Consider the following 21085-nt stretch of genomic DNA (forward strand, 5'->3'; position numbering starts at 1 on the left):
GCCGCGTGAGCGGGTACGCGACCGAGACGGATGTGCTGATCGTCGGCTACGGCCCGGTGGGCGAGGTGCTGTCGATACTGCTGGCCCAGCAGGGGCACACGGTCACGGTCGTGGAGCGATGGCCGACGCCGTACCCGATGCCGAGAGCGGTGGCCTACGACGGCGAGGGCGCTCGGATTCTCGCCGCCGCCGGAGTCGCCGACGACCTCGCCGACGTCCGGGAGCTGACCCGGGACTACACGTGGCACAACGCGGACGGCGAGACGCTCATGCGGCTGGAACCGCCCGCGACCAGCCGGATGGGCTGGCCGGAGGCGACGTCGATGTACCAGCCGGGACTCGAACGAGCGCTGGCCGAGCGCGGCGAGCAGCTGCCGAATCTGTCGGTGCTGCGTCCCTACGAGGCGGGCGGCCTCGAACACGGCGACGACGGTGTGACGGTGACCGTCCGTTCCCCCGAAGGGCAGGAACGGGTGATCTCGGCAGGCTGGGTGGTCGGCTGCGACGGCGCGAACAGCTTCGTCCGGGAGCACCTCGGCACCACCATGACCGACTTCGGCTTCTCGACCGACTGGCTGATCTGCGACGTCGTCCTGAACGAGCCACGCGAGTTCGATCCGAACAACCTGCAGATCTGCGATCCCGAGCGGCCGAGGACCGCCGTGTCGGCCGGACCCGGCCACCGGCGATGGGAGTTCATGCGGGTGCCGGGGGAGACCCTGGAGGAACTCGATCAACCGGAGACCCTGTGGCGCCTGCTGGGGCTGTTCGATCTGACCCCGGACAACGCCGTGGTCGACCGGCATGCGGTCTACACCACCGACGCCCGCTGTGCCAGGAAGTGGCGCTCGGGCAGGCTGCTCATCGCGGGCGACGCCGCGCACGTCATGCCGCCGTTCATCGGGCAGGGCATGTGCAGCGGTCTGCGGGACGCGGCGAACCTCGCGTGGAAGCTCGGACTGGTCGTGTCCGGTATGGCGCAGGAGTCCGTCCTGGACTCGTACACGATCGAGCGCCGGGCTCACGTGCGAGCCGCGATCGAGGCATCCATCGCGCTGGGCAAGATCCTGTGCGAGACGGACTCCGCCGCCGCGGCGGGCCGGGACGCCTACCTCCTCGACGGCCAGCGACGAGGCAGGCCGGTTCAGGGGCCGCACCAGGGCCTGGCCGATTCGTTGCGGGACGGGTTCCTGTACCGCAACGACCGGGGTGTGATCGTCGCGCCGGCTGGCGAACTCGTCCCCCAGGGGACGGTGGCTCGCGGTCCGTCGAGCGGGCTCTTCGACACGGTCGTCGGTACCGGCTTCGTCCTCGTCACGTCGGTCGATCCGGACGATCTCCTGGACTCCGAGGACACGGCAACGCTGGCCGAGCTGGGTGCGCACGTCGTCAGGGTGCTGCCCGCGGGGACGCCACCCGAGCAGGCGGGGCCCCGGGACGTGGTGGACGTCGACGACGTCTACCTGCCGTATCTGGCCGAGACGGCGGCCCTCGGAGCGCTCGTGCGCCCGGACTTCTACCTGTTCGGCTCCGCCGGTGACGCCGCGGGCGTCGCGGGCGTGGTGCGCGATCTGCGGCGCAGGCTGGCCCCGCCGGTGCCGGCACGTTGACCAGCTACCCGGGTAGCCGCCGACGCGGACTCACCCGCTGAACCGAGAGGTAGTGCTCATGGTGGAAAGCGTTCGGGAACTGGGCAAGTTCCTGTCCAGGGTCGTCCCGCTGGACCCGGAGCTCCGGGTGCGGCAGCTGTACGGGCTCGCCCCGGTCGACCTCGAGTTCGCGGCTAGGTCGACGACCTACATGAACTACGGCTACTGGGAGGACGGTTGCGCCGACATCGACGAGGCCGGGGAGGCGATGGCGCGGCTGCTGGGCGATGCGGCCGGCATCACGCGGGGTGACACCGTCCTCGACGTCGGCTTCGGTCACGGCGACCAGGACTTCCTGTGGCTGCGGGAACGTGATCCCGCCCGGGTGCTCGGGCTGAACATCACGCCGTCCCACGTCACCTCCGCCCGCGCGAGGGCCGAGGCCGACGGCGTCGCGGACCGGCTCGACTTCCGTGAGGGATCGGCCACCGAGGTGCCGTTCCCCGACGGGATGTTCGACCGGGTGGTCGCGCTGGAGTGCGCCTTCCACTTCCGGCCGAGGACCGCGTTCCTCGCCGAGGCGTTCCGGGTCCTGCGGCCGGGTGGGACGCTGGCCGTGCTCGACGTCCTGCCGGTCGAGAAAGACATTCCGCAGTCCGCGCTGCGCTCGCCGTACTTCAGCTGGGTCAACACCACGATCGACGCGGCGAACTGGCACGACGGCGACGAGTACGGGGACCGGCTGGCCGAGGCCGGGTACACCGACATCTCGATCGAATCGATCCGCGACCGGGTGTACCAGCCGTACCGGGACCACATGGTGAACCGGTTGTCCGACCCCGGCTTCGTCGCGGAACTGACCCCCGAGCAGCACGAGATCCTCGTCAAGTCGTGGAGCTGGCAGCAGCAGCTGGACGAGGACCTCGCGAAGCTGGACTACGTGCTCGTGGTCGCCCGCAAGCCCGGGTGATACCGCCGACGGTAAGGGTGGCATCAGGGCTCGCGCCCCGCAGATAGGGGTTGACCGCAGGGCTTTGCTGGGTAGCGTCGGGGCACATTGCTCGGTGGGGGGCCGGTGGTCCGAGCCATTCGGCCGCTCGCCGGTTCCCTGCGGTCCCCGGGAGGTTGACAGCGACGTGAGCGCCACCAATATCGACGAAGGACTGTGGCTGCGCCGGTTCCAGAAAGCCGAGCCGGGAGCCGTGCGGCTGCTGTGCCTGCCACACGCGGGTGGTTCGGCCAGCTTCTTCTTTCCCGTCGCGCGTGCGCTGTCGCCGGGGGTCGACGTGGCGGCGGTGCAGTACCCGGGCAGGCAGGACCGGAGGCAGGAGCCGTTCGCGGACAGTGTCCCCGAGCTGGCGAAAATGATCTTCGATGTGCTCGCCGGATCGCTCGCCACGCCGACCGCGTTGTTCGGCCACAGCCTCGGGGCGAGTGTGGGTTTCGAGCTGGCACGGCTGATGGAGGCCGAGGGAGCCGGGCCCGTGCGGCTGTTCGCCTCCGGCCGCCGAGCACCGTCGAAGCACCGCGACGAGAGCGTGCACCAACTCGACGACGAGGGCCTGCTCGCCGACGTACGCAGCCTGAGCGGTACGGACTCGCGGGTCTTCGACGACGACGAGCTCGTGCGCATGGCCCTGCCCGCCATCCGCGCCGACTACCGGATCGCCGAAACCTACACCTACACGCCGGGCGCGCCGCTGACGTGCCCGATCACGGTGTTCACCGGGGACGCGGACCAGAAGACGACGCACGACGAAGCGCAGGCGTGGCGCGAGCACACCACCGGCGACTTCGAGCTCAATACGTTTCCGGGGGGCCATTTCTTCCTCGCCACGAACCAGAGCAAGGTTCTCGACCGGTTGTCGGCGAGCCTCGACGGGGCGGGGGCGATTTGAGGCGATTACGGAAATAGCACGAAGGGAACCGCGGTGAGTCTGGTCGATCGTGACGAGCAGGTGCGTGCTCTCGACCATTTCCTCGCCGAATCCGCGGCGGGCCGTGGGGCCGTGGTCTCGCTCGAGGGGCCGGTCGCGTGTGGCCGCACCGCACTGCTGCGCACCTTCTGCCGCCGAGCCGAGGCGTCCGGGGCGCTGGTGCTGAGCGCCACCTGCTCGGGAACGGAGCGGGAGCTGCCGTTCGCGGCGTTGCGCCAGCTCCTGCACCATCCCGACGTGCCGAGGGAACTCGCGCGCCTGCCACAGGTGGGAGCGCCGGCAGGCGAGGTGACGCCCGAACTGGCCCTGACGCTGCACACGGTATGGCACGGCGTGCGCGAGCTCGCGACCGAGCGCCCGGTCGTGCTCGCGGTCGACAACATCGCCAGCGCCGATCCCGTGACGCAGCGGTGCCTGCTCTACCTCGCGGGAAGGCTCGAGGTAGCGCCCGTGTTGCTGGTGCTCACCGACGACGTCGAGTCGTCGCGCACGCACCTGCGCTTTCGTGCCGAGTTACTCGGTCAGGCCGGTTTCCACCGGCTCCGGTTCGGCCCGCTTTCCCCCTGCGGCGTGGGGGAACTGCTCGCCCGCCGGTGGGAACGCTCCACCGTGGCGAGGCTGGCGCCGGAGCTGCATCGCCTGAGCGGCGGCAACCCGCTGTTGGTGCAGGCACTCGCCGACGACTACGACGCCACCGGCGCCGAGCGAGCCGACGGTTACGGCCTCGCGGTGCTGAGCCTGTCGCAGCGCGGCGAACCGCCCGCGCCGAGGGTGGTCGCCGGTCTCGCCGTACTCGGTGACGATGCGGAACCGGGACTGGTCGCCGACCTGATCGGCGCCGATGCCGACGAGGTGGGCCGATCGATCCGGGCCATGACGGCAGCGGGGCTTCTCGCCGAGGGCACGCTGCCACATCCGGTCGCGCGGAGGGCGGTGCTCGACGCGATGCCCTCCGACGAGCGTGCCGAGCTGCACCGGGCCGCGGGCTCCGTTCGCCATGCCCACGGTGCGCAGGCGACAGCGGTGGCGCGCCACCTGGTCGACGCCGGTTCGCTCGACGGCGACCGGCGTAGGGGTAGCGACGGCTGGGCGATCGAGGTGCTGACCGACGCCGCCGAATCGGCGACGGCCGGGGGTGACCTCTCCTTCGCGGTGGCGTGCCTGCGGCTGGCCCACGAGACGGAAGCGGGTGGCACGCTGACGGCGTCGCTGCTGGCGAGGCTGGTCGACGCGGAGTGGCGGCTCAACCCGGCGAGGGCGGCTTCGCACCTGTCCCGGCTGGTCACCGTGACCCTGGCCGGTGAACTCGGCCTCGCGGACGGGCTCGACGTCGTGCGCCGGTTGCTGTGGCACGGGCGTGATGAGGAGGCGAGAAAGGTGCTGGACGGCATTCGGTCCGGCGCCGTGCCCTCCTCGGACGCGGGCCGGTTGCGGCAGTTCGAGACGTGGCTGACACTGGCGCACCCCAGGATGGCCGACCGGGACCGGCGCGTGCCCGCGCAGCGCGAGGTGCCTGCCGCGAGCGGTGCGACCGACACCTGGCTGAGCACGGCCGCGACCATGATCGAGCTGCTGGCCGCGGGCCGGGAGGCGGAGGCGGCCGACAGCGCCGAACGGTGTCTCGCGGGCCTGCCTTTCCGCCAGCTCACCAGCTGGGCCGAGGAAGCGGCGGGGCTGGCGCTGCAGATCCTGGTGGCCGCCGACCGGCTGGCGGTGGCGAGGCTGTGGTGTCACCGGCTGCTCGACGACGTCCAGGCCGGCTCCGCCGTGACCTGGCGCGCGACACTCACGGCCGTGCTCGCGGACGTCGCCCTCCGCACGGGCGATCTCGCAGGCGCCGTCACGCACGGCACGGCTGCGCTTGCGGCGTTGCCACTCAAGGCATGGGGGGTGACCGCGGGGCTCCCGCTGAGCGTCCTCGTGCTGGCGGCGACGAGGCAGGGCGACTACGCCGCCGTGACGGAACACCTCCGTGAGCCGGTCACGGGATCCGTGTTCGACAGCCGTTTCGGGCCGCGTTACCTGCATGCTCGTGGGAGCTACTACCTGGCTCTCGACAACGGGCACCGTGCGCTGGCCGACTTCCTGTCCTGCGGAGAGTTGCTCCGTGGCTGGGGTCTGGACTTCGCGAGCCTGGCACCGTGGCGGACGAGCGCCGCGGAAGCCTGGCTGCGGGTCGGCAACCACGACCAGGCGCGACAACTCGCCTACGAGCAGGCCGCACGGCCGGACGCGAGGGGAGCCCGCACGCGGGCGCTGTCGTTGCGGATGCTGGCCGCGACCGGGCCCGCCGATCGCAGGCCCGAGCTGCTCACGGAGGCACTGGAGCTGCTCGAGCACTGCGGAGACCGGTACGAGCAGGCCCAAGTCCTGGCCGAGCTGAGTCACGGGCGCCATGCGCTCGGCCAGACCCGCCGTGCGCGGATGGCGTTTCGCCGGGCCTGGCATCTCGCCGAGACGGCGGGTGCGGCTCCGCTGATGCAGCGGCTGCTCAACGTCGAGGATCGCCCTGCCGCGGTGTCGGCGCCCCTGCGGGTGGGCACGGACGCCGCGTTGACGGCGTCGGAACACCGGGTCGCCTCACTCGCGGTACTCGGCTGTTCCAACCGCGAGATCGCTGGGAAGTTACATATTACGGTGAGCACTGTCGAACAACATCTCACGCGAATATATCGCAAGCTGAAGGTGAAGCGGCGCGATGATCTACCCGTCGAGTTGTGTTTGGGTGCTTCCTGATTCCTGTTGTTTCCGTGTTCGTTGTTTTTCTTAATTCGAGTTGAATATGCGCACCGTGAACGCTGTCGGCGGTGTCCTTTTCCGGCCATCGAGGCTCCGCTGCGACCACCGTTGGGCTCGAAGGTTGCCGCGTACCGTACTCCGGGCGCGAGCCGGCCCGGCCCCCGGGGTCCGCGTGGTCTCGACCCGGCGGGATCCACCTTGTCACGACACTCTGGACTCCCGCGTCGGCCATGTCGCCGTCTGTGTCCGGCTTCCAGAGCTGCGACGACGAGGTCACGTCGGCGCGGTGGCGCCGCGTTGGCGTCACGCGGCGGTACTCCCGGCGTAACGGATTACTCCGTTCGTCCCAATCACGGAATGTGTGTGTTTCGTTTCTTCAAGTGATCGTCCGATGTTGCAGGTCGGTGACCGCATTGTAATGCCGGAGCCCTTTTTTGGCTGTTGCCGGTGATTGCTTGCGGGTGTTGTGGGCGAGTGATAGCGTGCCGAACTGCAGGGCCGACTTCCTGTAGTTTCGGAGCATGCTGACAGGGTGGCTGCCTAGTCGGCTACATTTCCATGAATCGTGATGAACTATTCGTTGCCTGGTATTGTCCTGCGACGACGAACTGGGGTGAGGTGTGTAGTCTTGCTGGTTGAGCGGAGGCGCGAGCTGGGGCTGCTGGACACGCTGTTCGCGGAGGCGGACGCGGGCCGGGGGCAGGTCGCTCTCGTCGACGGCGTGGTGGCGAGTGGAAAGACGGAGCTGCTGCGCACGTTCGCCGAGCAGCGCGGCGACGGGGTCGTGACCCTGGCGACGGGCGGGGCGCGATCGCAGCGGTATCGCCCCTTCGGCAGTATCAGGCCGCTCGTGTCGGCGTTGCCGCTGGCGTCGTCGCGGACGGAGGCACTGCTCCGGCACCTCGACGGCCGCGACGGGAACGACCCCACCGCGTCGCACACCTTCGACGTCGCACACAGCTTGCTCCAGCTCGTGCTCGAAGTGTCGGAGAACGCTCCCCTCCTCATCACCCTCGACGACGCGCAGCACATCGATGCGCAGTCCATGGAATGCGTGCTCCACATCGCCAACCACATCCGTTCGGCTCGCGTCATGCTGCTGCTGGCCGAGGCCGCGTACGGTGGCTCGATCAGCTCGGGCTACCGCATCGAGCTGATCCGCCAAGCGAACTTCCGCAGGCTGAGTCTGGCGCTGCTGTCGCCCGACGGCGTCAAGGAACTGCTCGAACAGCACGTGGATCCGAGCGTCGCGCACCAGCACGCGCCCGCCTGCCATGCGGTCAGTGCGGGCAACCCACTGCTGGTGCGGGCGCTGGTCGAGGACCAGCCGGACGAGCCGCACGCCATGTCCGTCGTCGGACCGCAACGGTCTCCGAGTGTCGGCGACACCTTCCGGCAGGCCGTGATGACCTGCCTCGAACGCAGTGGCCACGGCGTCGTCGACATCGCTCAAGCGATCGCCGTGCTCGGGCGCGACTGCACGGTCGACCGGGTGGGCTCGCTGCTGGGCCAGCGTTCGACGGAGGTCGAACGTGCCTTCCGTACCCTCCGCCTCGCGGGTTGTCTCGGCGAGCGTGAGTTCAAGGACTCGCTGTTCCGGCAGGCTGTGCTCGACAGCATCGAGCTGACCGAGCTCGCTCGGCTGCACCGGTCGGCGGCGTCGGTGATCCATGCCGCCGAAGCGGACATCGCCAGTGTCGCGGGGCATCTGGTGGCCGCGGGCGGCGTCCCGGACGAGTGGGCCGTGACCAGGTTGATCGAGGCGGCGGAGGCGGCCCTGCGCGCGGACGCCCCCGACCGCGCGATCGAGTACCTCGAACACGCTCTGGCCGGTTGCGGCCACGATGCCACGGGCACCAAGCTGCGACTGCTCCTGCTGGGCGCGCACTGGCGTGCCAATCCCTCCCACGGCATCAGGCACGTGGCGAGGTTGAGCCCGCACCGGTACCGGGGTGAGCTGGACGTCGAACAGTCGGCGATTCTGCTGCGTCTCCTGCTCTGGGAGGGCCGGATCCACGAAGTGCGGACCGTGCTCGACCGGCTCAGCGAGACGTGCCGGTCGGGCCAGGACACCGCAGGCGGTTCACTGGAGTACACCGGTGCCTGGCTGCGGCACACGTGCCCCGAACTCGCCGAGCGATGGGCCGAGCTGAACGGCGAGTCCGACACCGCGACCGAGCCCGAACCGTCCCCGGCGAGCTGGTGGACCAAGGCGTCGGTGGCGCTGCATGCCGTGCTCACCGGAACTCCCGACGGCTCGCCTGCCGCCAACGCCGAGAGCGTGCTGCAGGCGACGGCGCTGGGCGATCGCACCATCGAGCCGGTGTGGCACGCACTGTGGACTTTGATCCACGCCGACCGCCTGGACAGTGCCCTCCAGTGGTGCGACCCCCTGCTCGCCGAGGCGAAGGCACGGAAAGCCACCTGGTGGGAGGCGATGTTCTCCGCCTGCCGGGCCGAGATCGCGTTGCGGTACGGCGAGCTGCCCGTCGCGGCCAGGTACGCGTCGCGTGCCCTCTCGATCGCCGGTACCGAGGGCTGGGGCATCGGCATCGGGCAGCCACTCAGTGTGCTGATGAACGTGGGCACGGCGACGGCCGATCACGACGCCGTGCAGGACCACCTGCGGCAGGACGTGCCCGCCGCGATGTTCCGTACCGGATACTGCCTGCCCTACCTGCGCGCCCGGGGCCGCTACTACCTGGCGAACGAGTGGTGGGACGCCGCACTGGAGGACTTCCAGCACTGCGGCGAGCTGACGGCCCAGTGGGGTTTCGAGGCTCCCGCGCTCGCGCCGTGGCGCACGGACGCCGCCGAGGTGTACCTGCGGCTCGGTGAACCGGCCCGTGCGCGCGAGCTGGCGGAGGAGCAACTGGACCGGGTCGGCAAGAGCAATCCCCGCGCACGCGGCGTCGCGTTGCGAATCATCGCGACCACCCTCGACGACGTCCCACGGCTGCGCCTGCTCAAGGACACGGTCGAGCTGCTGCAGGCCAGCGGGGACCGGCTGGAGCTGGCTCACGCGCTGTTCGAGTTGAGCAGGGCCCATCAGGCTCTCGGCCAGTCGGCCAAGGCCCGCATGGTCTCGCATCGCGGTAGCCGCCTGGTCCAGGCCTGCCGGATGGAGACCTCGTGTTCTGACGTCGAGCCCAGCGGCAAGGTCGCGGGCAGGGGGCGCAGCAGGTCGGTCGCGTCCGTCCCGTCCTCCGAGGCCGCGCGTCGGACGACCACGAAGCCGACCGCCCAGCTCACCCCGTCGGAACAACGGGTCGCGGCACTCGCCGCGGTCGGCTACACCAACCGGGAGATCTCGGCGCGGCTGCACATCACCGTGAGCACCGTCGAGCAGCACCTGACGAAGATCTTCCGCAAACTCCGGGTGACGCGCCGGACTGACCTGCCCGCGGACCTTCCGCTCGGTGTCGAGGAGCCGGGTAAGCCCAGCGTGAAGCCACTGCTCTCGCCGCCGACGATGCAGGTCGCCGTCAAGCGCCGGAGCATGACCGCCGATACCGCGTAACGGCCGGCCCCCGGTACAGTGTGCGGCGGAGGTGGGCGGTGACTGAAGTCGAGGACCGGAAAGCTTCTGGCCGGAGTGGGCGTGCCGACCTGATCTGGATGGTGGTCCTCGACGTCGCCATCCCGCTCGCGAGCTTCTACGGCCTCCGCGCCGCGGGCGTGAATCAGTGGCTCGCGCTCGTGATCAGCGGTGCGCTGCCGGGGGTGCGGCTGGTGTACCAGCTGGTCCGCAGGCGCCGGCTGGAGATGCTGGCTCTGTTCTCGCTGAGCATCGTGATCGCGGGCACCGCCATCGCGTTCCTCACGCACGACCCCAGGCTCATCCTCGCGCGGGAAAGTTACATTACTCTCCTGATAGGACTCTGGATTCTCGTCACGCTGCTGGGGCGGCATCCGTTCATCTACACGGCCACGATGCGCGTGATGCCGGACGAGGATGCCGCGCAGTGGCGCCGGGAATGGCAGGAGAGTGCGCAGTTCCGGCGGGCGATGCGCGTCATCACCGCGTTGTGGGGCATCTCGTTTCTCATCGACGCCGCCGCCCGGGTCGTGATGGCCTACACCTTACCCGTGGATCTCGTGCCCGTGCTGAGCATGCTGCTGATCCTGGTGATGTTGACGCTCGTCGTCATCGGGAGCAAGGCGTACGCACGTCGCCAGACCCGTCGTGCCCAGGAGCGCGCGCAGGACTGAGCCGCGCGGCACGACAGGGGCACGGGGCGGGCCCCTAGGGGTTGCTCGCGGTGTCGGGGCCGCCGTAGGTTTTTGCTGGCAAGCTGGCAACGGTGAGTGAGAACCGCTCCGTGAGCGGGAGTATGCGCACTCGTCGAGGTCGCTTCGGTATTTCCCGACGGTCCGGAGGCCTGAAAGTTGTTGCCTGACAGAAGGGGCGGCCGAGACCGTCGCGAGTGGGCGCTCTTCTCCCGCTGATCGCCGCGATGGGAATCGGTTGATGGACAACGAAGAGAAGCTGCGCGAATATCTCCGCCGGGTGACCACGGATCTGCGCAAGGTACGGCGGCGCCTGCGTGAAGTCGAGGACGCCGCGCACGAACCCGTCGCGATCGTGGGCATGAGCTGCCGTTATCCCGGTGGCGTGCGCAACCCGGACGACCTGTGGCGGCTCGTCTCGTCCGGCGGCGACGGCGTGGGTGGTTTCCCCACCGACCGGGGCTGGGACGTCGAGCACCTGTTCGACGGTGCGGGCGACGGCAACGGACGGCCCTTCAGCGTCGAGGGCGGCTTCCTGGACGGGGCGGGTGACTTCGACGCCGAGTTCTTCGGGATCTCGCCCCGCGAGGCGCTGGCGATGGACCCGCAGCAGCGACTGCTGCTGGAGTCCTCGTGGGAGGCGTTCGAGAGCGCCGGGATCGACCCGCTGCCGCTGAAGGGCAGCCGGACCGGCGTGTTCGCCGGGCTGATGTATCACGACTACGGAACGAGCGCGGGCGCCGTGCCGGACGACGTGCAGGCCTTCGTCGGGGTCGGTAACTCGGGCAGCGTGCTCTCCGGACGAGTCGCCTACACCTTCGGTTTCGAGGGGCCCGCGGTGTCGATCGACACCGCCTGCTCGTCGTCGCTGGTGGCCCTGCACTGGGCGGTGCGGAGCCTGCGGGCCGGTGAGTGCGGGCTGGCGCTCGCGGGCGGGGTCACTGTCATGCCGACGGCGACGGTGTTCGCCGACTTCCTCCGCCAGCAGGGCCTCGCCACGGACGGGCGGTGCAAGTCGTTCGCCGAGGCCGCGGACGGCACCGGATGGTCGGAGGGCGTGGGGGTCCTGCTGCTGGAACGGCTGTCGGACGCGCGCCGCAACGGCCACCGTGTCCTCGCCGTCGTCCGGGGCTCCGCGGTGAACTCCGACGGTGCGTCGAACGGGTTGACGGCGCCGAACGGGCCCGCCCAGCAGCGGGTCATCAGGCAGGCGCTCACCGAGGCAGGGCTGGAGCCGAGCGAGGTCGACGCGGTCGAGGCGCACGGCACGGGCACGACCCTCGGCGACCCGATCGAAGCTCAGGCGCTGCTCGACACCTACGGCCGGAACCGGTCCGAGGACAGGCCGCTGTTGCTGGGCTCGGTGAAGTCCAACCTCGGCCACACCCAGGCCGCCGCCGGGGTCGCCGGGCTCATCAAGATGGTCCTGGCCATGCGCCACGGCGTGCTGCCGAAGACACTGCACGTCGACGCGCCGACCAGCCAGGTCGACTGGACGACCGGAGCGGTGTCGCTGCTGACCGAAGCGGTCGAGTGGCCACGAACGGACCGGGCGCGCCGGGCGGCGGTGTCGTCGTTCGGTGTGAGCGGCACGAACGCCCACGTCGTCCTCGAACAGGCGGTGGACGACGAGCCCGCACCGGAGGGGACGACCACCCCTGCGGCACCGCCGGTGCTGCCGTGGGTGGTCTCCGCGCGAACGGAGACCGCGCTGCGAGCGCAGGCGGCGGCCATCGGGTCCGCCCTGGACGAGTTCGGCGGCGACCCGGTGGACGCCGCGTGGACGCTCGCGAGCGGACGGGCGGCGTTGCGGCACCGGGCGGTCGTGTTCGAGCCGTCGGAACTCGCGGAGCTGGATTCCTCGCCGACCGCCGTCAGCGGCGTCGTGACGGACGCGAAGCAGGCTTTCCTGTTCACCGGACAGGGGTCCCAGCGAGCCGGCATGGGCAGTGAGCTGTACGCGGCGTATCCCGCGTTCGCGGCGGCGTTCGACGAACTGTGCGGTGAGCTGGACCGGTACCTCGACCGGCCCGTGCAGGACGTCGTGTTCGGTGACGCGGCGTTGCTGGACCGTACCGAATACACGCAGGCCGGGTTGTTCGCGCTCGAGGTCGCGTTGTTCCGGCTCCTGGAGTCCTGGGGGCTCACGCCCGACTACGTGCTCGGGCATTCGATCGGCGAGCTGGCGGCCGCCCACGTGGCGGGAGTGCTGTCGCTTGCCGACGCCTGTGAGCTGGTGGCCGCCCGTGGACGGCTGATGGGGGCGCTGCCCGAGGGCGGCACCATGATGTCGTTGCGCGCGACCGAGGGTGAGGTCGCCCCGCTGCTGAACGAGCGCGTGTCCCTGGCCGCGGTGAACGGCGGCATGTCGGTCGTGCTGTCCGGCGACGACGACGCGGTCGACGCCGTCGTCGCGCGGTTCGACGACCGGAAGACGCGACGGTTGCGCGTGAGCCATGCCTTCCATTCCGCGAGGATGGACGCGATGCTGGCCGAGTTCCGGGCCGTCGCCGAGCGGCTGGAGTTCGGTCAGCCGCGGATTCCCGTGGTGTCGAACCTGACGGGTGCCGTCGTGTCGGCGGAGCTGTGCGATCCGGAGTACTGGGTGCGCCACGTCAGGGAGACGGTGCGGTTCGCCGACGGCATGGCGTCACTGGAGGCGCTGGGCGTCGCCACGTTCGTCGAGCTCGGACCCGACGGGGTACTCACCGCGCTGGGCCAGGACTGCCTCACCGGCGACGACCTGGCGTTCGCGAGCGTGCTGCGGCGGGATCGGGACGAGCCGTCGACGGCCGTGGCGGCACTCGCCGCTGCCCACGTGCGGGGCGCCGACGTCGACTGGTCCGCCTTCTTCGAGGGCTCCGGTGCCCGGGCCGTCGACCTGCCGACCTACGCCTTCCAGCATCGGCACTACTGGCTGCCTCCGGCAGGCCACGAGCCCAGCGAGCACCCGTGGCAGACCGCCATGGTCGACCACGCCGACACCGGGGAGACCCTGTTCAGCGGCCGGTTGAGCCGGACGGCTCAACCGTGGCTGGCCGACCACGTGGTACTCGGCCAGGTGATCCTTGCCGGCGCCGCACTGGTCGAGCTGGCGCGTCACGTCGCCGCGACGCTCGATCACGCCGCGCTCGCGGAACTGACGCTGGAGCGACCGGTGGTACTGCCTGACCGGGGCGAGCTCCAGTTGCAGATCACCGTGGCACCGCCGGACGAGTCCGGAAACCGCGAGATCGCCGTCTACACGCGCACCGAGTCGTGGATCCGGCACGCGACCGGTGTGCTCGGCCGGGAGCCCGGCAGGCCGGCTCCCATGGGCTGGTCCGTGGTGTGGCCGCCCGCTGGTGCCGAGAGTGTCGAGCTGGACGAACACTACGACAACCTCGCCGCGGCGGGGATCTCGTACGGTCCCGCGTTCCGCGGCCTCAAGTCGGCGTGGCGCCGGGGCGATGAGGTGTTCGCCGAGGTGGCTCTTCCCGACGAGATCGAGGCGGACGGCTACGGTGTCCACCCGGCGCTGCTCGATGCCGCCCTGCACGGGATCGCGCTGTTCGACGGCGACCCCGCGCTGCCGTTCACGTGGTCGGGCGTGTCGTTCCACAGTGGCCTCGCACCGGGGCCGCGCACCCTGCGGGTCCAGATCACCCGGCAGGGGCAGGGTTTCGCGCTCGCGCTCGCGGACGGCGCGGGAGCATCGGTGTCCACAATCGATGCCCTGACCCTTCGCCCCGCGTCCGCCGAGCACGTGCCGGGAGCACGCAGCGGCGCGCTGTACGAGCTGGACCTGGTGCCGGTCACCGCGCAGGCCGACGAGCCGAGCCTGCGGGATGCCGTCGTGGTCGATGTCAAGGTCGGCGCGGACGCGGTGGTGGCCGACACGCATCGTGCGGCGGCCGAGGCACTGGACGTGGTACGGAACTGGCTGGCGGACAACGACTCGGCCGAGGACGCGGGCACGCGCCTGGTGGTGGTCCTGCACGGTGCGTCATCCGATGGCGAACTTCCCCGCGCGGCGGTGCGGGGGCTCCTGCGCTCGGCGCAGTCCGAGCATCCGGACCGGGTGATCCTGGTCGATGCGGACGGCGACGTGAACCTGCCCGCGGTGCTGGCCTCCGGTGAACCGGAGCTTGTCGTGCGGGATGGCCGCCTGTGGGCGCCGAGGCTGGCCCGGATTCCGGAGCAGCCGCACGCCGGAGCGGACCTGCCCGCTGAGGGCACCGTGCTGGTCACGGGCGCGGGTGGCGCGCTGGGAGCCGCGCTCGCCCGGCACCTGGCACGTCGTGGCGTGCGCAACCTGCTCTTGCTCGGGCGCCGCGGTGCCGAGACTCCGGGTGCCGCCGACCTCGTGGCGGAACTGGCCCAGCTGGGCGCACACTCCTGGTTCGCTGCGGCCGACGTCGCCGACCGTGCCGACGTCGAAGCCGCCATCGCGACGATCCCACCCGAGTGCCCCCTGATGGGTGTGGTGCACGCGGCGGGTGTGCTGGACGACGGTGTGATCTCGTCCTTGACGCCGGAGCGGGTCGCCACGGTGCTGCGGCCGAAGGTCGACGGCGGATGGGTGCTGCACGAGCTGACGCGGGACCTCGATCTGTCGTTGTTCGCGTTGTTCTCGTCGGTGGCCGGCGTGTTGGGGTCGGCGGGGCAGGCCGGCTACGCGGCGGCGAACGCGTTCCTGGACGAGCTGGCGCGGTACCGGCGCGCCCGGGGCCTGGCGGGGCTGTCGCTGGCCTGGGGGCCGTGGGCCGAAGGCGGCATGGCGGGCGACTTCGATGCCGCCGCACGGCAGCGGCTGACGCGCGCGGGGCTGTCGCCCCTGCCGAGCTCGGCCGCTCTCGACCTCTTCGATGCCGCGATCGCCACCGACCGGTCCGTCATCGCGCCGATCGAGTTGGACCGAGCGGTGCTGCGAGCGCAGGACCTGGTCGCTCCCGTGCTTCGCGACATCGTTCCGTCGCGACCCCGCCGCACAACCACAGCGGGATCGAGGCAGGCGACGGATCTGGCGGTGGAGCTCGGGCGCCTCGACGGCGAGGCCCGCCGGAAAACCGTGCTGGACATGGTGTGTGCGCAGATCGCCGTGGTGCTCGGGCACGCCTCCGGTGAGGCCGTTCCGCCCCAGGACGCCTTCGACGAGTTGGGTTTCGATTCGTTGACGGCGGTGGAGTTGCGGAATCGGTTGAATGCGGTGTCGGGTTTGCGGTTGCCTGCGACGTTGGTTTTTGATTATCCGACGCCGTTGGTGTTGGCGGAGTTCGTGGTCGGGGAGCTTGTGGGTGAGCAGGCTGGGCCTGTGGTGGTGGCCCCGACTGTGGTGGGTGATGACGAGCCGGTGGCGATTGTGGGGATGAGTTGTCGTTATCCGGGTGGGGTGTCGAACCCGGAGGAGTTGTGGAACCTGGTGGCGTCGGGTGTGGATGCGATTGGCCCGTTCCCGACCGACAGGGGTTGGGAGATGGATGGTGCCGGCGGTTTCCTGACCGATGCGGCTGAGTTTGATGCTGGGTTCTTTGGGATTTCGCCGCGTGAGGCGGTGGCGATGGACCCGCAGCAGCGCCTGCTTTTGGAGGCGTCGTGGGAGGCGTTGGAGCACGCCGGTATCGACCCGGTGGGGCTTCGGGGCAGCAGTACGGGTGTGTTCGCGGGGTTGATGTATCACGACTATGGCAGGGGTGCGGAGAGCATTCCTGAGGGTGCTGAGGCGTTTTTGGGGTTGGGTAACACCGGCAGCGTTTTCTCCGGTCGGGTGGCGTATAGCTTTGGGTTTGAGGGTCCTGCGGTGACGGTGGATACGGCGTGTTCGTCGTCGCTGGTCGCTCTGCACTGGGCTGTGCAGGCACTGCGTTCCGGTGAGTGTTCGATGGCGCTGGCCGGTGGTGTGACAGTGATGGCCTCGCCGGGAACGTTCGTGGAGTTCGACCGCCAAGGCGGACTAGCTGGCGACGGCAGGTGCAAGTCGTTCGCCTCATCGGCGGATGGCACCGGATGGTCCGAGGGTGTGGGTGTGTTGGTGGTGGAGCGTCTTTCCGACGCGCGGCGGTTGGGGCATGAGGTGTTGGCGGTGGTGCGTGGTTCGGCGGTGAATCAGGATGGCGCGTCGAACGGGCTGACCGCGCCGAATGGTCCGTCGCAGCAGCGGGTGATCCGCCAAGCCCTGGCCAATGCTGGTCTGGACCCGTCCGAGGTGGATGCGGTTGAGGCGCACGGCACGGGCACCACTTTGGGTGATCCGATTGAGGCTCAGGCACTGCTGGCGACGTATGGGCAGGATCGTGAGCGGCCGTTGTGGTTGGGGTCGATCAAGTCCAACCTGGGTCATACGCAGGCTGCGGCGGGGGTTGCTGGTGTGATCAAGATGGTGCAGGCCATGCGCCACGAGACCCTGCCCCGAACCCTGCACGTCGACGAACCAACACCGGAGGTCGACTGGTCGTCTGGTGCGGTGCGCCTGCTGACCGAGCCGACAGAGTGGCCGGAGGTGGACCGGCCGCGTCGGGTGGGTGTGTCCTCGTTCGGCATCAGCGGCACCAACGCACACGCCATCCTCGAACAGGGACCAGCCGTCCCCGCACCGACCGAGCGGGCAGCCCATACCGCGCTGCCCGTGGTGCCGTGGGTGGTGTCGGCCAAGACCGAACACGCCCTGGATGAGCAGATCGCTCGCCTCCGGTCCTTCGCCGCGGCCCGTGAGCTGGCCCCGGTGGATGTGGGCTACTCGTTGGCTACCAGGTCGGTGTTCGAGCACCGTGCGGTGCTGCTGGATGACGGTGTGGTGCGTGGTAATGCCGCGGTGCCTGGTGGTGTGGCGGTGCTGTTCACGGGTCAGGGTGCGCAGCGGACGGGTATGGGTCGGGAGTTGTATGCGGCGTTCCCGGTGTTCGCTGAGGCTTTCGACGCGGTGTGCGCGGAGTTGGATCGCCATCTCGATGCTTCGGTGCGGGACGTGGTGTTCGGTGGCGGTGATCTGCTGAACGAGACGATGTGGGCGCAGGCTGGCCTGTTCGCTATCGAGGTGGCGCTGTTCCGGCTGGTGGAGTCGTGGGGCTTGACCCCGGACTATGTGGTGGGGCATTCGATTGGTGAGGTCGCTGCTGCGCATGTGGCGGGTGTGTTTGACCTGGTGGATGCGTGTCGGTTGGTGGCGGCTCGGGGCCGGTTGATGCAGGCCCTGCCCACTGGTGGGGTGATGGTCTCGTTGCAGGCCACCGAGGCCGAGGTCGCGCCCTTGCTGTCAGGGGCTGTGTCGCTGGCGGCGGTGAATGGTCCGTCGTCGGTGGTGCTCTCCGGTGACGAGGACGCTGTCACGGCCGTGGTGGACCGGTTCGAGGGTCGTAAGAGCAAGCGGTTGACGGTGAGTCATGCGTTCCATTCGGTGCGGATGGAGCCGATGCTGGACGAGTTCCGCACGGTCGCTGAAGCACTGTCGGGCCAGCCGCCGCAGGTGGCGCTGGTGTCGAACCTGACCGGTGGCGTGGTCTCCGATGAGGTGTGCTCGCCGGAGTACTGGGTGCGGCACGTGCGCGAGACCGTGCGGTTCGCGGATGGGATGAGCACCCTGCACGAGCAGGGTGTGACCCGGTTTGTCGAGTTGGGCCCGGATGGGGTGTTGTCGGCGGCGGGGCAGGACTGTGTCTCCGACGGGGTGTTCGCCCCGGCCATGCGGCGTGGGCGGGACGAGGCGGCCACGCTGGTGCGGGCTGTGGCGGAGATGTTCGTTCACGGCACCGATCTCGACTGGGCCGCCCTGTTCGCCGGTTCGGGTGCGCGGCGGGTGGAGTTGCCGACGTATGCCTTCCAGCGGGAGCACTACTGGTTGCGTTCGTCCGGGATGCCTACGCGCGATATCCGCACGCTGGGGCTGGATGACGCCGAGCATCCGTTGCTCGGTGCGTTGATGGAGCTTCCCGGCAGTGGGTCACTGGCGTTCAGCGGCCGGGTCTCTCTGCATACGTGGCCGTGGTTGGCCGATCATGCGGTGGGTGGCACGGTGTTGGTGCCGGGGACGGTGTTCGTGGATCTGGCTCTGCACGCCGGGCTTCGGGCTGGGTGTCCGGTGGTGGAGGAGCTGACGTTGGAGGCTCCGTTGGTGTTGGGTGCGGGTGTGGCGCCGGTGGTGCAGGTGTCGGTGGGTGCTGTTGAGGGTGGTCGTTGTGGTGTTGCGGTGCATTCGCGGTGGCGTGAGGGCCTGGAGTGGGTTCGGCATGCGACGGGCACGGTGACGGCGGAGCCGGTGGAGCCTGCCGCCGGGGTTGTGTCGGGTGGTGGGGTGCCTGCTGGTGCTGTCGAGGTCGATGTGGAGGGGTTGTACGACGGGCTGGCTGGGGTGGGGTTGGAGTATGGGCCGGTGTTTCAGGGGGTGCGTCGGGCGTGGCGTGCCGAGGATCGGGTGTTGGTGGATGTGGCGTTGCCGGAGGGTGTTCAGGTTGAGGGCTTTGGTGTGCATCCGGCGTTGCTGGATGCGGCGTTGCACGGGATCGGGTTGCTCGACGGGGCCGGTGAGCGACACGACGGTGTCGTGTTGCCGTTCAGCTGGTCGAACGTGTCCCTGTTCGCCGTCGGAGCCACCGCCGCACAGGTCACGATCACACCCACCGAAACCGGCTACTCCCTCCTGCTCACCGACGAGGCGGGAGAACTCGTCGCGGCGATCTCCGACCTGACACTGCGACCGGTCGCGGCCGACCAGCTGACCGGCAGCACGGATTCGCTGTACCAGCTGCACTGGAATGAGCACCCGGCCACGCACGACAAACCTCTGGCTACAGCGACGATGCTCGGCGAGGACCGCCTTGGGCTCGCGGGCAAACTGGCCGACGCCGGCGTCACGCTGTACGGCTGCGACAGCGTCGAACAGCTCACGGCGTCCGGCCCGTTGCATGAGATCGTCCTGAAGTCCTTCGGCGCGGGCGAATCGCCGGTGGACCATGCCTACGATCAGGTGGCGGACACGGTGTCGCTGCTGCGTGACTGGCTGGCGGACGCGCAGTCCGCCGAGTGCCGGCTGGTGCTGGTGACCCGGGGCGCCACCGACGGGGGCGACCTCGCGCACTCCGCGGTCTGGGGCCTCGTGCAGTCGGCACAGGCCGAACACCCCGGCCGCTTCACGATCGTCGACCTCGACCACGCCGAAGCCTCGCTCGCCGCACTCCCGTCGGCGATCGCGACGGCCGCGCCTCAGCTCGCGATCCGTGAGGGCCGGCTTCGGACACCGGAGCTCGCCCGAGTGCCGTCCGGTGCGTCCGGGACGGAGCTGAACCCGGAGGGAACGGTGCTCGTCACGGGCGCGGGCGGTGACCTCGGCATCGCGGTGAGCCGGCACCTCGTCACGAAGCACGGGGTGCGAAACCTGGTCCTGGTGGGCCGGCGCGGGCCGGAAACGCCGGGGGCCGCCGAACTCGTCGACGAGCTGGCCGCGCTCGGTGCCCGTGCGCGGTTCGTGGCCTGTGACGTCGCGCAGCGCGACCAGCTCGCCGCCGTGCTCGACGGCATACCCGGTGACGCGCCGCTGACCGGGGTCGTTCACGCCGCCGGTGTCCTCGACAACGGTGTGGTGTCCGCGCTGACCCCGGACCGCGTGGCGACCGTGTTCCGCCCGAAGGTGGACGCGGCGTGGCATCTGCACGAGCTGACCCGGCGGCTCGACCTGTCGATGTTCGTGTTGTTCTCGTCCGCGACCGGTGTCCTCGGCTCGGCGGGCCAGGGCAACTACGCCGCGGCCAACGCCTTCCTCGATGCCCTCGCCAGGAACCGTCGCGCGGCGGGCCTGCCCGCGTGCTCGCTCGCCTGGGGGCCGTGGGCGGACTCGGGAATGGCGCGAGGACTGGCCGAAGGGGACACCGGACGGATGACCAAGGCGGGCATTCTCCCGATGACCGTCGAGCAGGGGCTGTCGATGTTCGACGCGGCACTGCGCACCGAGGGCGCCGCGCTCGTGCCGATCCTGCTGGACTCCTCGGCGCTTCGCGCCTCGGCAGACGAGGTCCCGCCGCCGCTGGCCGCGCTCGCGGGAGACCGGCGGCGCCGGGCCACCGCGCGACGCGACTCCGCCGAGCCGATCGCCGACCGGCTGAGCACGCTCGGCGCCGCCGATCGCGAGCGGGTGGTGCGCAACCTCGTGCGAACCGAGACGGCCGCCGTGCTCGGACACGCCTCGGCCGAGGCCGTCCCGGCCCATCGCCCCTTCAGCGAGCTCGGGTTCGACTCGCTCACCGCCGTCGAGCTGCGCAACCGGCTGGACGCCGCGACGGGACTGCGGCTGGCGGCCGGTGCGGTGTTCGATCACCCCAGCCCCGAAGCGCTCGCCGCACACGTCCTGGTGGAGCTGGACCCCGACACGGCGGCCGTGCGCACGGCGCTGGCCGGTCTCGACCAGCTGGAAGGACTGCTCGCCACGCTCGCCCCCGCCGAGGACGAGCGCGCGAGCATCGCGCTGCGCCTGAACACGCTCGCCGCGATGGTGGCGGACCAGCAGCAGGACGGCGCCGGAGTCGGGGACCAAATCGGCGCGGCAAGCGACGACGAGCTGTTCGACTTCATCGACAACAAGCTGGGCGGACAGCGGTGACGCCGGTAGGGCAGGCGCGCGCACGC

General features: G+C 70.2%; 8 protein-coding genes. 7 read left to right on the forward strand and 1 reads right to left on the reverse strand.

The features are described from left to right. The first annotated feature begins 5 nt into the window (after window positions 1-5). The 4 genes from mhpA to FFT09_RS19125 all read left to right on the forward strand — a co-directional run bounded on the left by mhpA (window position 6) and on the right by FFT09_RS19125 (window position 6262). Window positions 6-1610, forward strand: a complete 1605-nt coding sequence (gene mhpA / locus FFT09_RS19110; RefSeq protein ID WP_138383524.1) for a bifunctional 3-(3-hydroxy-phenyl)propionate/3-hydroxycinnamic acid hydroxylase MhpA — start codon at window positions 6-8, stop codon at window positions 1608-1610. 58 nt (window positions 1611-1668) lie between these two features. Next, window positions 1669-2559, forward strand: coding sequence for a class I SAM-dependent methyltransferase (locus FFT09_RS19115; RefSeq protein ID WP_138383525.1), 891 nt, complete (start codon window positions 1669-1671; stop codon window positions 2557-2559). 166 nt (window positions 2560-2725) lie between these two features. Further along, window positions 2726-3487, forward strand: coding sequence for a thioesterase II family protein (locus FFT09_RS19120; RefSeq protein ID WP_081195302.1), 762 nt, complete (start codon window positions 2726-2728; stop codon window positions 3485-3487). Window positions 3488-3520: 33 nt separating this feature from the next. Further along, window positions 3521-6262 carry a helix-turn-helix transcriptional regulator gene (locus FFT09_RS19125; RefSeq protein WP_138383526.1) on the forward strand — a complete coding sequence of 914 codons (2742 nt, stop codon included), beginning with the start codon at window positions 3521-3523 and terminating at the stop codon, window positions 6260-6262. Between the two features lie 379 nt (window positions 6263-6641). Here FFT09_RS19125 and FFT09_RS22970 read toward each other — a convergent pair whose 3' ends face one another. Further along, a complete protein-coding gene (locus tag FFT09_RS22970) occupies window positions 6642-6788 on the reverse strand; it encodes a hypothetical protein (RefSeq protein WP_167305399.1) in 147 nt (48 codons plus the stop codon). Between the two features lie 105 nt (window positions 6789-6893). Here FFT09_RS22970 and FFT09_RS19130 point away from each other — a divergent pair, with 105 nt between their 5' ends. From FFT09_RS19130 to FFT09_RS19140, 3 genes are all read left to right on the forward strand, one after another. Beyond that, the gene (locus FFT09_RS19130; protein WP_167305400.1) at window positions 6894-9785 is read left to right on the forward strand and encodes a helix-turn-helix transcriptional regulator; all 2892 of its coding nucleotides are present in this window, start codon (window positions 6894-6896) and stop codon (window positions 9783-9785) included. A 38-nt stretch (window positions 9786-9823) separates the two neighbouring features. Beyond that, on the forward strand, window positions 9824-10477 hold the full coding sequence (locus FFT09_RS19135; RefSeq protein ID WP_024875680.1) for a VC0807 family protein: 654 nt from the start codon (window positions 9824-9826) through the stop codon (window positions 10475-10477). Window positions 10478-10733: 256 nt separating this feature from the next. Next, on the forward strand, window positions 10734-21059 hold the full coding sequence (locus tag FFT09_RS19140) for a type I polyketide synthase (protein WP_425273068.1): 10326 nt from the start codon (window positions 10734-10736) through the stop codon (window positions 21057-21059). Window positions 21060-21085: the final 26 nt, after the last annotated feature.

The organism is Saccharomonospora piscinae (assembly GCF_005862235.1).
GTDB lineage: Bacteria > Actinomycetota > Actinomycetes > Mycobacteriales > Pseudonocardiaceae > Saccharomonospora > Saccharomonospora piscinae.

Excerpts from the sequence above, each read along its gene's own strand:
- FFT09_RS19115 (WP_138383525.1), top strand. The coding sequence starts at position 1,669 with ATGGTGGAAAGCGTTCGGGAACTGGGCAAGTTCCTGTCCAGGGTCGTC.
- FFT09_RS22970 (WP_167305399.1), bottom strand. The coding sequence starts at position 6,788 with ATGCTCCGAAACTACAGGAAGTCGGCCCTGCAGTTCGGCACGCTATCA.